The sequence below is a fragment of the Candidatus Accumulibacter necessarius genome, from assembly GCF_036625085.1.
The window spans coordinates 88015-101080 of record NZ_JAZKUM010000008.1 but is presented as its reverse complement, the minus strand read 5'-3'; the positions used below and the strand labels follow the sequence as shown (position 1 = coordinate 101080).

Below are 13066 nucleotides of genomic sequence, written 5' to 3'. Positions count from 1 at the left end.
ATCTATTCATGGAGTTGTAAATGACAATGTCAACTCCATTACGTCGATAGCATATCTTCGCTGGTCGCTTCGGCACTCGAGCACTTCGATTCGCACTTCGCGCCCTATCTCCATTGCTTTCGAAGCCGGACCCGTTCGGTAGAAGACACCGCGCGCCGGTATCTGCACGGGCTGTTCCAGAGTTCGCGCCGTAACCTGGAGTGCATGGCGGAAACCGTATCCGACAGCCGCTATCAGCCACTGCATCATATGCTTAGCGAATCCAATTGGGATCGGCGCGCGGTGCGTCGGCAACTGGTGGTCGATGCCAACGCCCACTTCGGCTATCCCAGCGCTCTACTCCTGGACGAGAGCGCGTTCGGGAAGAAGGGAAACATGTCCGCGGGCGTGGCGCGGCAGTGGAACGGTCGCTTGGGGAAGGTCGATAACTGTCAGGTGGGCGTCTTCGCGGCGGTGACGCGCGATGGCGTAGCAAGCGTGGTGGATGCCGACTTGTATCTGCCGGAGAAGTGGGCCAAAGATACGACACGTTGCGAGGCGGTGGGGGTGCCTGAGGAGGCGCAGACGTTCCGCACCAAGGGCGAGATCGCTCTGGACATGGTAATTCGCCTGAGGCGGGAAGGCTTGCACTTCTCTTTCGTCGCCTTTGATGGCGGCTACGGGCACTTGCCCTGGCTGCTCGGGGAACTGGATGTCGAGGGAGAGATCTTCTTCGCTGAGGTGCATTCGGATCAGGCGATCTATCTCCAGGATCCCGCACCCGCGGTGGCGGCTCGTCGTTCGTCGAAGGGTCGAGCGCCCCGTCGGCTGCGGACCACGGCGGTGCCCATGACGGTGGCCGCGTGGGCAGCCACGCAGTCGGCATCCGCCTGGGGGCGTCTGTCGATCCGTGACGGCGAGAAGGGCGAGGTGATGGCCGACTATCTCACCCAGCGGGTGTGGGTCTGGGACGGCGAGGCGCCGTTGGCGAGCCGTTGGCATCTCCTGGTACGACGGGAACTCGATGGGACGAAACTCAAATTCGGCCTGTCCAATGCCAAGCCCAGGGCGTCTTTGCGCCGCTTGGCGGAAATGCAGGGAGCGCGCCATTTCGTCGAGCAGTCCTTCCGAGAGGCCAAGAGCGCCTGCGGCATGGCCGAGTATCAGGTCCGCCGCTGGCAGGCGTGGCACCATCACATGGCCCTGGTCATGATCGCCACCATGTTCCTGGCCAAGGAGCGCCTGGCCCATCGCGAGACGGCTGAACTGCTCTCCTGCCGTGACTTGATAGAGATCATGCGCCATCGGCTGCCTACCAAGATCGTCACCGACGAAGACCTCGCGGCATCCATCATCGATAGGCATCGACGGCGGCACAAAGCCATGGAATCCGCCTACAGAAAGCAAGCCGCCATGCTCTCAGCATTAGATTGAAAGACAATCTGACAAAGTAGAAGTAGTGTTTCCCCACGCGGCGGGGATTGACGCCAACCTCACAACTTAGCACTTTCGCATAATTTCGATGGCACTCTTAAGCCGCGCAGGCGTTCGCCTTGCGGCGGGTGTAGTTCTCTTGCATAATCGCATGGTAATCCATTGTTTATAAAGGACTATCGCATGACGGCCTGAATATTCGAAGATACTTATATACCTGTCCAACTATTTGTTTGCAAACACGTTTCTCGATGCGGCACGGATCAGATCCAAGCACTTCACCCGGCAGCGCACCCTGACGCTGCCGACCGTCGTGAGCTTCCTCCTCTCCGGCGTTCAGGGCGCCGTCCAGTCCGAACTCGATCAGTTCTTTGCCCACCTGCGCAATCGCGCCAACTCGGTGCGCGAGGTGACGGCGCAAGCGTTCTGTCAGGCGCGTTACCGGATCAACGCGTTGGTGTTTGGCGAGCTGAATCAGGAGCTGATCCGTCTGGTCGAGGAGCACTTGCCGATCCCGCGGTGGCAGGGGCTGCGGCTGGTCGCCGCCGATGGCAGCGCGGTTCGTCTGACCTTGATGAAAGACGGCGTGCGGTCGATTGTCCAGGGGGTGGCTTTCGGCTTGTACTTGCCAGGCATTGAGCTCTTTCTCGACTTTCGGCTGTTCGAGCCGCTGTGCGATGAGCGGCAGATGCTCTTCGAGGCGATCGATAACCTGCGCCCTGACGATGTGCTCCTGCTGGACCGGGGCTTTCCGTGTCGTTGGCTGGTGTCGGCGCTGACCGCACGCGGGATTCCCTTTTGTATTCGTTGCGATTTGTCGCGAGGATTCAAAGCGGTCCGTGAGTTCATGCGCTCCGGGCAAAGCGAGACGCAGGTGGTCTTGCGGGCGCCGGATGCCCGTGATGCCGCAGACTATGAGTGTCCGGCGACGCCGACCACCGTTCGGCTGGTGCGGGTGGCGACGCCGACTGGACGAGTGCATGTGGTGATGACTTCGCTGCTTGATCCAGTGGCTTTCCCGGTCGCCGCGTTTGCCGACCTTTACCATGGCAGGTGGCGGATCGAGGAGGCATTTAAACGGATCAAGAGCCGGCTTGGTCTGGAGCATACCTCGGGCTTGTCCTGGCACGCTGCGCATCAGGACTTCGGGGCGAAGGCGGTCTTCGACAACCTCAATGCGCTCGCCGCCTATGTCGCCACGGATGCGCTCATCGATCCGGATTCGCCCTACAAGATCAACCGAACCCTGGCCATCGACAAGATCAAGCGGCAGATCGGCCGCTGGTTGCTCACCACTGCCGCTACTCCACGTCGCCTCAAACCGTTGCTTGAAGAGCGTCCCTTGAATCTCCAGAAGCTCGTTCCCCATCGCTCGCGACCTCGAAAGCCGCAGCCCAAACCACACCGATCTCATGCCTATAAGCCTACATGACAAAATGCTAAGTTGTGAGCCTCCCAACCCCGCCCGCGGGCCAGGCGTTCGCGAAGAAACAGGGTTTGTGTTGCCCACTTGCGCTCCATGGTAGTTGCCCCACATGGTTAGCGGCAGCAGCGATATGACCGACCTACCATTGGTGTGAGCTCAAGCGAGCCCGTTTGTGAGCATGGTCTGGGAATCGTCGGCGACAGTGGCGAGCGCAGCGATGGGCATCCCGTTTAGGAGATCGAGTCGAATTTCGACGTTTCCCCTGGTGCTGCCATTCATTAACCATCGTGGAGCACATCATGGCCATGCGCAGGCGAGATGAAGAGGTAGTGTTTCCCCACGCGGCGGGGATTGACGTCGGGGCTTCAAGCCACTGGGTGGCCGTACCCCGAGACGCGACGGAAGACCCGGTACGCGAGTTTGGCCCAATGACCGACGACCTGAACGCCATGGCCGACTGGTTGGTCGCGAGTGGTGTAGACACGGTGGCACTTGAGTCCACCGGCGTGTACTGGATCCCGGTGTTTGAGGTGCTCGAACAGCGCGGTCTGAAGGTCTGGCTGGTGGACGCTCGGCAGATGAAGTACGTTCCTGGGCGTAAAAGCGACATACAGGATTGCCAGTGGCTGCAAAAGCTGATGAGCCTGGGGTTCCTGCGCGCGGCCTGGCGCCCTGAAGGCGATGTGTGCGTCGTGCGCGCGGTGGCCCGCCAGCGCGAAATCCTACTCGCCGAGCAGGCCAGTTGGGTTCAGCGTATGCAGAAGTCGCTCGTGCAGATGAACATCCAACTCACCGAGGTGCTCACCGACGTCATGGGTACGACCGGCCAGGCGATCATCCGCGCCATCGTGGCTGGCGAACGCGATCCCAAGGCGCTGGCCAAGCACCGCAACCGCCGCGTCAAGGCCAGCGCTGAGGAGATTGCCAAGGCGCTGACCGGCAACTGGCGTGACGAGCACCTGTTCGTGCTCTGCCAGGCGCTGGCCATGTACGACGACATCGCCCGGCACCTGACCGAGTGTGACTCGAAGCTGCAGGCACTGCTGCGCGCTCTCGGTCAGTGCAACGTCGATCTTGGGAAGGCCCCTCGCACGGGCAGCAAGCTGCGCGAGCAATTCGACGCCCGCCAGATACTCGCCAACTGGGCTGGCGTGGATCTCACGCGCATCAATGGGCTGGGCTTGACTGCGGTCATGAAGATCCTCTCTGAGCTAGGTCCCGACCTCAGTCGCTTCGCCACCGTCAAGCACTTCTGCTCGTGGCTTGGACTGTGCCCTGGTACCAAGATCAGCGGTGGCAAGGTCCTCTGCGCCAAAACCAAGCACTCGGCCAACCGGGTACGCCAGGCGCTGAAAATGGCGGCGATGAGCCTGTCACACAGCGACTCCGCGCTCGGCGCATTCTATCGCCGCCTGTGCAGCCGCATGGACAAGCCCCGCGCCAACACCGCCGCGGCGCACAAGCTCGCACGCATGGTGTATTTCATGCTGACCCGCGGTGAAGACTTCGTCGACCGGGGACAGCAGCGCTACGAAGAACAGCAGCGCCAGCGGAGCATCGCCACCCTCAAGCGTCGCGCCGCCGCCCTGGGCTTCGACATCAATCCGACGCCCGCGCCAGCATGAAAACCATCTGAACTCGTTCTGTTTCTTAGGAGGAAAAGTGGGTCCGCTTTGATTGGTGTTGAGGGTAGCGCGAAGAACTTGCCAGCCTGGTCGCCGTCTGGCGAAAGAAGGGCCCGCCGGGTCCGCGCTGAGCCACTGCCAATGCTTTGTCGCCGCCAAGGGTGTAGATTACAGCCCTATGCCAAGCCGTTTCCATTCTCGTCTGAAGGTCATCACGGAGAACGCCGGCCGATAGCGGCTTCCGGCGCAGGGAAGACCTTGGCGCAAGTTGGAACCAGGATGCTCATCGCGTGCGTATTCACTCCCTGACTGTCGAACAGGCGCTGGCCAGCCTGAAAACATCGGCCGCCGGCCTCAGCAGCGGCGAGGCGACTCGCCGGCTCGAAGAATTCGGTCCCAACCTCCTTGAAGAGGTCGAGCAACAACACCTGCTGCTGCGCTTCGCGCAGGAATTCACCCATTTCTTCGCCATGATCCTGTGGATTGGCGCCGGCCTGTCGTTCGTCGCCGAGTATTTCGACCCCGGCCAGGGGATGGCCCGCCTGGGGGTGGCGATCGTCGGCGTGATCCTCATCAACGGCGTCTTCTCGTTCTGGCAGGAGTACAAGGCCGAGCGGGCGGTGGCCGCACTGCGCCAGTTGCTGCCGCAGAAGGTGAAAGCGCTGCGTACCGGCGAGATCGCCGGCCTTCTCGCCAGTCAAGTGGTACCGGGCGATATCGTGCTGCTCGAAGAGGGTGATTTCGTACCGGCCGACTGCCGGCTGACCGAAGTCTTCGGGTTGCGCGTCAATCTGTCGACGGTGACCGGCGAATCGCTCGCCAAGGCGCGCACTGTCGAGCCGAGCAGCGAGGAGTCGCCACTGCAGGCCAAGAACATTGTTCTGGCCGGCACCTCGGTCGTTTCCGGGCAGGCGCGCGCCGTCGTCTACGCAACCGGCATGCGCACCGAGTTCGGCCGCATCGCCCACCTCACGCAAACCGCCGGCGAGACCAGCTCGCCGCTGCAGCGCGAGATTGCCCGCCTGTCACGCATCGTCGCCGGCCTGGCCACCGGCATGGGCCTGTGTTGATGTTCTTCATCGGACAGGCAATGGGCCTGCCGGCCTGGGAGAATCTGCTTGTTCGCGATCGGCATCATTGTCGCCAACGTCCCGGAAGGCCTGCTGCCGACCGTGACCCTGTCGCTGGCGCATGGCCACGCAGCGAATGGCGAAGCGTAACGCGCTGGTGCGCCACCTGCCAGCGGTCGAGGCGCTTGGGTTCGACAACGGTGATTTGCAGCGACAAGACCGGCACCTTGACGCAGAACCGGATGTCGGTGCAGCGCCTGTGGCTGGGCGGCGCCTTCCTGCGACTTGCCGATCTGGCGAAGCAGCCGCGATGTGAGACGATCAACCGTGAGCTGTTCGTCAATGCCGCGCTTTGCCACAACGTAAAGGAGGTCGATCGAGCAGGGTCAGCAGACCCTGCGTGGCGATCCGATGGAGAGTCGCACTTGCCGAGAGGGGCGACGAGATTGCCGGCGACCTTGCCGGCTCACAAGCCGCATCGACGAGATCCCGTTCGACACCGACCGCAAGCGCATGTCGGTGATCTGCGAGACGCCGCAGGGCCGCATGCTCTACTGCAAGGGTGCGCTCGAGACGGTGCTCGCCGGCTGCCGCTTCATCCAGTTCGATGCCGGCCTCGCGCCGCTCGATCCGGCTGCCCGCACCCGCCTGCTGGCGGCGCAGGACGAGATGGCGGAAGCCGGGTCTGCGCGTTCTCGCCTTTGCCCATCGGGCCCGTCGACGAGGCAGGCGTGCCCGGCGACGAGCAGGGGATGATCCTCGCCGGGCTGATCGGCCTCGAAGATCCGCCACGGCCGAGGTGCCGGAGGCCATCGCGCGCTGCGCCAGCGCCGGCATCCGGATCATCATGGTCACCGGCGACCACCCGCGCACCGGCGCTGGCGATCGCCCGCCAGATCGGCCTGGTCATGAGCGAGCGCCGGTGGTGATCAACGGCGAGCAACTGCGCCTGATGTCGCCGACGCAACTGCAACTGGCGCTCGATGCGCCCGAGATCCTCTTCGCCCGCGTCGCTGCCGAGCAGAAGATGCGGATCGTCGAGGCGCTGCGAACAAGGGTGAAATCGTCGCCGTCACCGGCGACGGGGTCAACGACGCGCCGGCGCTGAAAGCCGCCGACATCGGCATTGCCATGGGCATCAGCGGCACCGACGTGGCCAAGGAGGCCGCCGACCTGATCCTGCTCGACGACAACTTCGCCAGCATCGTCGCGGCGATCGAGGAAGGGCGTGCGGTGTTCGAGAACATCCGCAAGTTCCTGACCTACATCCTCAGTTCGAACATTCCCGAGCTGGTGCCCTACCTGGCCTTCGTCCTGTTCCGCATCCCGCTGCCGCTGACCATCATCCAGATCCTGGCCGTCGACCTCGGCACCGACATGCTGCCGGCGCTGGCCCTGGGCGCCGAGAAACCCGATCCCGGCCGTCATGCAGCGCCCGCCGCGCGCGCGCGGCGAGCGGCTGCTGTCGTGGGGAATGCTCGCGCGCGCCTACCTGTTCCTCGGCGTACTGGAAGCGACGGCGGCGATGCTCGCCTTCTTCTTCGTTCTCGATGCCGCCGGCTGGCAGTACGGTGTCAGCTTTTCGACCGCACTGACCCTCTCTATCTACAGGCGACTTCAGCCTGCCTGGCGACCATCGTCGTCATGCAGATGGTCAATCTCTATCTCTGCCGCCACCCGCGCCGCTCGTCCCTGAGCTACGGCTTCGCCGGCAATCGCTACCTGCAGTTCGGCATCGTGGCCGAGCTGGCAGTGATTCTCTTCATCCTGTACACGCCGGCTGGCAACTGGCTTTTCGGCACGACGCCGATCGGCAACGCAACCTGGCTACTGGCCGTCGGCTGCGCAGCGCTGATGTGGACACTCGAAGAGCTGCGCAAGGCTTTGCTGCGGCGAACCACCAAGGACTGAACGATGCGCCAGGCCCTGCCGCCACTTATCGAAGCCCTGCTTGATCCCAGACGCTATCCCGATCCGGCGGCCCGGGTTGAACTCATCGAGACGCACGCCTCCTGGCTGCTGCTGGCGGGCGAGTTTGCCTACAAGATCAAGAAGCCGGTTATCCTGCCTTTTCTCGACTACGGCACGCTCGAAAAGCGGCGGCTCTGTTGCGAGGCTGAATTGCGTCTCAACCGCCGCTTTGCGCCGCAGCTCTATCTCTCGGTGGTGCCCATCGTCGGCCCACCGCATGACCCGCAGATCAACGGCGCCGGCACCGCAATCGAGTTTGCAGTGAGAATGCATCGTTTCGCCGAGGCCGGCCGGCTCGACCATTTGTGCGCGCGCGGTCAGTTACAGTGGCGACAGGTATCGGATCTCGCCGCCACGGTCGCCACTTTTCACGACGGCGCGAGCATTGCAGCGTTGCCAACGCGTTTCGGCGAACCCGCGCAAGTGCTGGCACCAGCGCTCGAGAACTTCGACGAGCTGCCAGCGCTGCTGCCCGGCACCGCAGAGCAGCGACGCCTGGCGCAGCTGGCCGCATGGACGCGCAGCGAATTCGACCGCCTGGCGCCGCGCTTCGCAGCCCGCAAGGCAGCGGGTTGCGTACGCGAGTGTCACGGCGACCTGCACCTCGGCAACCTGGTGTTGATCGACGGACGGGTGACGCTCTTCGACTGCATCGAGTTCAGCGAAGATCTGCGCTGGATCGACGTCGCCAGCGAGATGGCCTTCCTCTACATCGACCTCCTCGACCAGCGCCAGCCGGGCCTCGCCTGCTGGCTGCTGAACGAATGGCTTGCCCGCACGCGGTGACTACGACGCAGTGCAAGTGCTGCGCTTCTATGCGGTCTACCGGGCGCTCGTGCGGGCCAAGGTGGCAGCAATCCGGGCCAGGCAGGCAAATGGTCCGATCTCGAGCAGGCGCAGGACTATCTGGCACTTGCCGAGCGCCTGATCGAACCGCCGGCGCCGCGTCTGATCATCACCCACGGTGTCGCCGGCTGCGGCAAGAGTCGCGCTTCACGACGACTGCTACTGAGCGATCAGGCGGCGGCAACGCTGCGCCTGCGTTCGGATGTTGAACGCAGGCGCCTGTTCGGTATTGCGGCGACTTGCAACAGCAACTCGCCGATCAACGGAGGCATTTATGCCGGGGAGGCCAGTGAACTCACCTACCAGCGGCTGCACGAACTGGCACGGGAACTGCTCGCCGCTGGCTGGTCGGTGATCGTAGACGCAGCCTTCCTCGAGCGTTCCCGGCGCGCTGCCTTTCGCGCGCTGGCTACGCAGGCGGGAGTCCCCTTCTTCATCGTCGCGCCACAGGCAACGCCGGCGGAATTGTGTGCCCGCGTCCGCCGGCGGCCTGGCAAAAGGCCACGATGCCTCCGAAGCGACTCCGGCGGTCCTTGAACAACAGTTGGCCCGGATCGAAGGGCTGAGCACGAACGAAAGCGAGTCCCTTTTGCCGGACTAACTGACCTTTAATCTCGCCCATTTTGCCCCCTGCACCATCGGGGGGTGTCGGAAAATTTTACACGGTGATCCGCCGACCCCGCACTAGGTCATAAATGACGGCGGGGGCCGAAGCCCCCACCGATAGCCATTCTGTTTATTGGACGGCTACGTCCTCAGCAGGCCTTAAGCGGCCAGTGCGAAACGCTCATCGTTGGCGTTTGTGGTTTTGCTCGGATTACGTCCGTCGCCTTTCGGGTCGCCTGCTCGCCATCTGTCACCCTGTCGAAACCAGTGCACCCCCGCAGTGGTGGAGGTGGCGGGAATCGAACCCGCGTCCAGAACGCTTCCGGTTTGCCGGAATTACGACCATGCCTGAAGGCATTATGGGTGCAGCGCCGCGGGAATACAAGGTCCCGCCGGCTCCCGAAACAAGAACCGGCCGCGGCGGCAGTCGAGTCCAGCGTCAGACCTGCATGTTCATCACGTCATGGTAGGCCGAGACGAGCTTGTTGCGCACCTGGATCATTTCCTGGAACGAGATGCTGGCCTTTGCAGCGCGATCATCACTTCGTGCAGGTTCTCGGTGCTGTTGCCGGCGGCAAAATTTGCCGCCATCGCTTCCGCCTGCTGCTGCGTCTGACTGACCTGGGCAATCGAAGCCTGCAATACCTGCGCGAAGTCCGTCCCCCGCGGCGGGCTCTGCGCCTCGGCAACACGACCGCCGGCGGCCGCCGAGTTCGCCTGCAACATGCTCAACATCTGATCGATACCCTTGGTGTCCATTCTCTTCTCCAAACACTGCCTGATTTATCTCAAGCAAGAACTCGCGCCAACTGCTTTCATCTCGGTCAGATCAGACACCTCAGTCCTTGAGAAAACCCTCCAGGCGATACTGTCGCAACTTGTAACGCAAGGTTCTCTCCGGCATCCCGAGACGCTGCCCGGCCAGCTTTCGCGAGCCACCCGCAGCCGCCAGCGTTCCAGTATGTGCTCGCGCTCCACGTCGCTCATCTCGTCGCGGATCCGAGGGCCCGGCTGGAGACGCGGCGTGGTCGTTGCCGGCGCGGCCATTTCCGGCCGCTGGCCCAGCCTCGGAGCCAGCGGACGCTCGACCGCCAGATGCAGGGCATCGACGTCGACGACGTCGCCGGGGCAAGAATGACCGCCCGCTGGATGACGTTTTCCAGTTCGCGGACGTTGCCCGGCCAGGCGTGCTGCTGCAGGCCGCAGTTCGGCAGCAGCGGACAGGCGCAGACCCGGACGACCGGCGAGCCGCCGTGTGTAGCCAGAAAATGGCGCGCCAGCGGGGCGATATCCTGGCTGCGTTGCCGCAGGGCCGGGATCAGCAGCGGAAAGACGTTCAGCCGATAGAACAGATCTTCGCGGAACAGGCCTTGGCCACGGCGTCGGCGATGTCGCGATTGGAGGTGGCGATGACGCGGATATCGAGGACTTACCGGCTGCTTGCCGCCGACCCGCTCCACTTCGCGCTCCTGGAGAACGCGCAGCAGCTTGGCCTGCAGGCCAAGCGGCATTTCGGTGATCTCGTCGAGCAACAGGGTGCCGTGCTGCGCCTGTTCAAACTTGCCGGCCTGCGCGTGCTGGGCGCCACTGAAGGCACCTTTTTCATAACCGAAAAGCGTGGCTTCGAGCAGGCTGTCGGGAATCGCCGCACAGTTGATGGCGACGAACGGACCCTTTGCTGCGCGCCGAGTGCTGGTGAATATAGCGCGCCACCACTTCCTTGCCCACGCCGCTCTCGCCGGTCAGCAGAACCGTGGCTGTCGGTCTGCGCGACCCGCCTGGCCAGCGCAAAGAGGTTGCTGGTCACCGGATCGATGGCGATCACCCGATCGTCATCGCGTGCGCTTCCGGCAGGCGATAGCGCTGCACGTGTTCGAGCAGGGCCTTCGGCTCGAAGGGCTTGAGCAGAAAGTCGCAAGCACCGGCGCGCATGGCTTCGACGGCGCGGTCGACGTCGGCGAAAGCGGTCATCAGCACGACCGGCAGGTAGGGAAGCGACTGCGGATTTCCTTGAGCAGGGCAATGCCATCGATCGGCAGCATGCGCACGTCGCTGACCACCAGCGACACGGCCGTGCCTGGCGAGCAGCTGCAGCGCCTCGTCGCCACCGCCAGCGGACACGACCGCTGGCCCTGCCAGTTCGAGGGTATCGCACACCGCCTCACGCAGTGCGGCGTCGTCTTCAACCACCAGAATCGGCAATCCCTGTACCATTCGCGATCTTGATCCTCAGTGCGTTGCTCGCTGCGCCAATTCGACCGGCAGCAGGATTACGAATTCCGAGCCCTTCGCCCGGCACCGAACTGACCGTGATCGTACCCCGTGGGCGCGCACGACCCCGAGCGCGATCGCCAGACCGAGCCCGGTGCCCTGCCCGCGCGTCGTGAAAAAGGGCTCGAAAACGCGCGCCTGGACCTCGGGCGCGATCCCGGCGCCGGTATCGCGCACGCCGATGCGCAGCTGCCGGCCGGCACTCGCTTGCGTTCCGCCAGGATCACCTTGCCGCCGGCCGCACAGGCCTGCAGGGCGTTCTCGAGCAGATTCACCAGCGCGCCGGCCAAGGCCTTTCGGCTGCCGGTGACGACCGTCGCCAGCGCTGCAGCCGACCCGGAAAGCGACCTTCTTCTCCAGAAACAGGGGTTGCACGGTCTGCGCAGCGTCGCTGAGCAGTTGCCCGGCCGGCATCGTATCGCGGCCGATGCTCTCGCCGCGCGCAAAGAGCAGCACCTCCTGGATCAGGCGCTCGAGGCGTTGCAGCTGTGCCGTCGTCTTGCGGCAAAACGGATGCGCGCCGCATCGGCGAGTCCCGGCTGCGACCGAGGTTGGCACTATAGAGCAAGGCCGTTGCCAGCGGGGTGCGCAACTGGTGTGCCAGCGAAGCGGCCATCTCGCCCATGGCCACCAGGCGCTGATTACGTTCCAGTTCCGCTTCAGGGCCGTGCGCTGCGGTCACATCGTGAATCAGCAGGATTCGCCCACCGGCCGAATCGAGCGGACTCTCGACGATCGCCAGGCGGCGCGAGCCAAGCTGCCACTCACCCGGCGCCTCGGTCGCCACCAGCCTGGCCTCGTGCCAGCGCGGCCAGGATTCACCGATCATCGCCTGCCGAACATCTGGCAGGCCGCCGGGTTGGCCTCGCTGACGCGGGCGCGCTGTCGAGCACCACGACGCCGGCCGGCAAGGCGTTGAGCAACAGCGAAAGACGTTCGGAAAGCGCTTCCTTGGCCTCGTATTGCCGACGCAACTCGCCATTGGCGACCGCCAGCTCGGCGGTCAGCGACTCGACACGGCCCTGCAGCCCTGGTACGCCTGCGTCAGCGCCTGCGAAACCTGGTTGAAAACGTCGAAAGCCCGTTGCAGTTCCTGCGCTTCATGCCCGGCATTTGTACGACTTCACTCATCGGATGGAAGGTCCCGTGCAATTAACAGCTACAATAGCAGAAGCAATTATCAGCCCTTTTTCGCTTTTTGCCTGCTTGATCGCAGGCTTTTCACCGTATCACAGGCATGGCGGCAGCCGGAACCGAAACCACACCGACAGCAGGCGCGGGCAATCCGCTGGATCGCGCTCGCGAGGCACTGGCGCGCCTGAGCAACAAGCAGAAAGTGGTGCTGATGGTCTCGATCGCCGCGGTCATCGCCCTGCTCGTCGCGGCGGGCACCCTGCTCAGGCAAAGCGAGTTCAGGATCCTGTTCTCCAACATCGGCGAGCGCGACGGCGGCGCAATCATCGCTGCGCTCGAGCAGATGAACATTCCCTACCGTTCAACGACACGGGCAGCGCCATCCTGGTTCCCGCCAGCCGCGTCCACGATGTCCGCCTGCGCCTCGCGTCGCAGGGACTGCCGCGCGGCGGCGCGGTCGGCTTCGAGCTGATGGAAAGCCAGAAGTTCGGCATCAGCCAGTTTGCCGAACAGGTCAATTATCAGCGCGGCCTGGAAGGCGAGCTGTCGCGCACCATCCAGTCGATCGCCGCCGTTCAGGCGGCGCGTGCACCTGGCGATTCCGAAGCCGAGCGTTTTCATGCGCGAAGAGCAGAAGCCATCGGCGTCGGTGATGCTCAATCTCTACCCGGGACGCTCGCTCGACCCGGCCCAGATCGCCGGCA

General features: G+C 63.8%; 15 protein-coding genes, 1 other RNA gene and 2 pseudogenes. 12 read left to right on the top strand and 6 right to left on the bottom strand.

All coding sequences use genetic code 11. The features are described from left to right. The first annotated feature begins 51 nt into the window (after positions 1-51). From V5B44_RS20265 to V5B44_RS20215, 9 genes are all read left to right on the top strand, one after another. Positions 52-1413 carry an IS701 family transposase gene (locus V5B44_RS20265; RefSeq protein ID WP_332360054.1) on the top strand — a complete coding sequence of 454 codons (1362 nt, stop codon included), beginning with the start codon at positions 52-54 and terminating at the stop codon, positions 1411-1413. A 229-nt stretch (positions 1414-1642) separates the two neighbouring features. Beyond that, a complete protein-coding gene (locus tag V5B44_RS20260; RefSeq protein ID WP_332360871.1) occupies positions 1643-2845 on the top strand; it encodes an IS4 family transposase in 1203 nt (400 codons plus the stop codon). A gap of 293 nt (positions 2846-3138) precedes the next feature. Next, positions 3139-4464 carry an IS110 family transposase gene (locus V5B44_RS20255; RefSeq protein WP_332360870.1) on the top strand — a complete coding sequence of 442 codons (1326 nt, stop codon included), beginning with the start codon at positions 3139-3141 and terminating at the stop codon, positions 4462-4464. Positions 4465-4754: 290 nt separating this feature from the next. Beyond that, entirely contained in the window at positions 4755-5534 is a 780-nt protein-coding gene (locus tag V5B44_RS20250; RefSeq protein ID WP_332360869.1) for a cation-transporting P-type ATPase, read from the top strand. Between the two features lie 375 nt (positions 5535-5909). Continuing rightward, the gene (locus V5B44_RS20245) at positions 5910-6290 is read left to right on the top strand and encodes a hypothetical protein (RefSeq protein ID WP_332361010.1); all 381 of its coding nucleotides are present in this window, start codon (positions 5910-5912) and stop codon (positions 6288-6290) included. 43 nt (positions 6291-6333) lie between these two features. Continuing rightward, the gene (locus V5B44_RS20240; RefSeq protein WP_332361020.1) at positions 6334-6642 is read left to right on the top strand and encodes a hypothetical protein; all 309 of its coding nucleotides are present in this window, start codon (positions 6334-6336) and stop codon (positions 6640-6642) included. After that, positions 6597-7445 (top strand): HAD-IC family P-type ATPase, encoded by an 849-nt coding sequence (locus tag V5B44_RS26860; RefSeq protein WP_434735503.1) that lies wholly within the window; start codon positions 6597-6599, stop codon positions 7443-7445. Before V5B44_RS20240 ends, V5B44_RS26860 begins: the two co-directional genes overlap by 46 nt. A 3-nt stretch (positions 7446-7448) precedes the next feature. Beyond that, positions 7449-8291, top strand: a complete 843-nt coding sequence (locus V5B44_RS20220) for a phosphotransferase (protein ID WP_332360868.1) — start codon at positions 7449-7451, stop codon at positions 8289-8291. A 120-nt stretch (positions 8292-8411) separates the two neighbouring features. Beyond that, the gene (locus V5B44_RS20215; RefSeq protein ID WP_332361008.1) at positions 8412-8888 is read left to right on the top strand and encodes an ATP-binding protein; all 477 of its coding nucleotides are present in this window, start codon (positions 8412-8414) and stop codon (positions 8886-8888) included. A gap of 159 nt (positions 8889-9047) precedes the next feature. On the opposite strand, the gene ssrA is transcribed toward V5B44_RS20215, so the two are convergent. From ssrA to V5B44_RS20185, 6 genes and pseudogenes are all read right to left on the bottom strand, one after another. Next, positions 9048-9355, bottom strand: a transfer-messenger RNA (tmRNA) gene (gene ssrA / locus V5B44_RS20210). A gap of 41 nt (positions 9356-9396) precedes the next feature. Then, positions 9397-9683, bottom strand: a pseudogene (gene fliE / locus V5B44_RS20205) (flagellar hook-basal body complex protein FliE). A 112-nt stretch (positions 9684-9795) separates the two neighbouring features. Continuing rightward, complete coding sequence (locus V5B44_RS20200) at positions 9796-9882, bottom strand: helix-turn-helix domain-containing protein (protein WP_332361007.1); 87 nt, start codon at positions 9880-9882, stop codon at positions 9796-9798. A gap of 58 nt (positions 9883-9940) precedes the next feature. After that, positions 9941-10660 (bottom strand): sigma 54-interacting transcriptional regulator, encoded by a 720-nt coding sequence (locus tag V5B44_RS20195; RefSeq protein WP_332361006.1) that lies wholly within the window; start codon positions 10658-10660, stop codon positions 9941-9943. A 118-nt stretch (positions 10661-10778) separates the two neighbouring features. Then, positions 10779-11171 carry a response regulator gene (locus tag V5B44_RS20190; protein WP_332360867.1) on the bottom strand — a complete coding sequence of 131 codons (393 nt, stop codon included), beginning with the start codon at positions 11169-11171 and terminating at the stop codon, positions 10779-10781. Between the two features lie 15 nt (positions 11172-11186). Then, a complete protein-coding gene (locus tag V5B44_RS20185) occupies positions 11187-11786 on the bottom strand; it encodes a sensor histidine kinase (protein ID WP_332360866.1) in 600 nt (199 codons plus the stop codon). Between the two features lie 37 nt (positions 11787-11823). Here V5B44_RS20185 and V5B44_RS20180 point away from each other — a divergent pair, with 37 nt between their 5' ends. The 3 genes and pseudogenes from V5B44_RS20180 to V5B44_RS26855 form a co-directional block, all read left to right on the top strand. After that, positions 11824-12147 (top strand): hypothetical protein, encoded by a 324-nt coding sequence (locus V5B44_RS20180; RefSeq protein WP_332360865.1) that lies wholly within the window; start codon positions 11824-11826, stop codon positions 12145-12147. Positions 12148-12465: 318 nt separating this feature from the next. Further along, entirely contained in the window at positions 12466-12834 is a 369-nt protein-coding gene (locus V5B44_RS20175; RefSeq protein ID WP_434735504.1) for a hypothetical protein, read from the top strand. Then, positions 12744-13044: pseudogene (locus V5B44_RS26855) on the top strand (flagellar basal-body MS-ring/collar protein FliF); the annotation flags it as partial. The gene V5B44_RS20175 and the pseudogene V5B44_RS26855, both read left to right, overlap by 91 nt. Positions 13045-13066 lie beyond the last annotated feature (22 nt).

What these genes read in the sequence shown, in the direction of transcription:
- V5B44_RS20255 (WP_332360870.1), top strand. Translation starts at nt 3,139, where the DNA reads ATGGCCATGCGCAGGCGAGATGAAGAGGTAGTGTTTCCCCACGCGGCG.
- V5B44_RS20220 (WP_332360868.1), top strand. Translation starts at nt 7,449, where the DNA reads ATGCGCCAGGCCCTGCCGCCACTTATCGAAGCCCTGCTTGATCCCAGA.
- V5B44_RS20175 (WP_434735504.1), top strand. Translation starts at nt 12,466, where the DNA reads ATGGCGGCAGCCGGAACCGAAACCACACCGACAGCAGGCGCGGGCAAT.
- V5B44_RS20190 (WP_332360867.1), bottom strand. Translation starts at nt 11,171, where the DNA reads ATGGTACAGGGATTGCCGATTCTGGTGGTTGAAGACGACGCCGCACTG.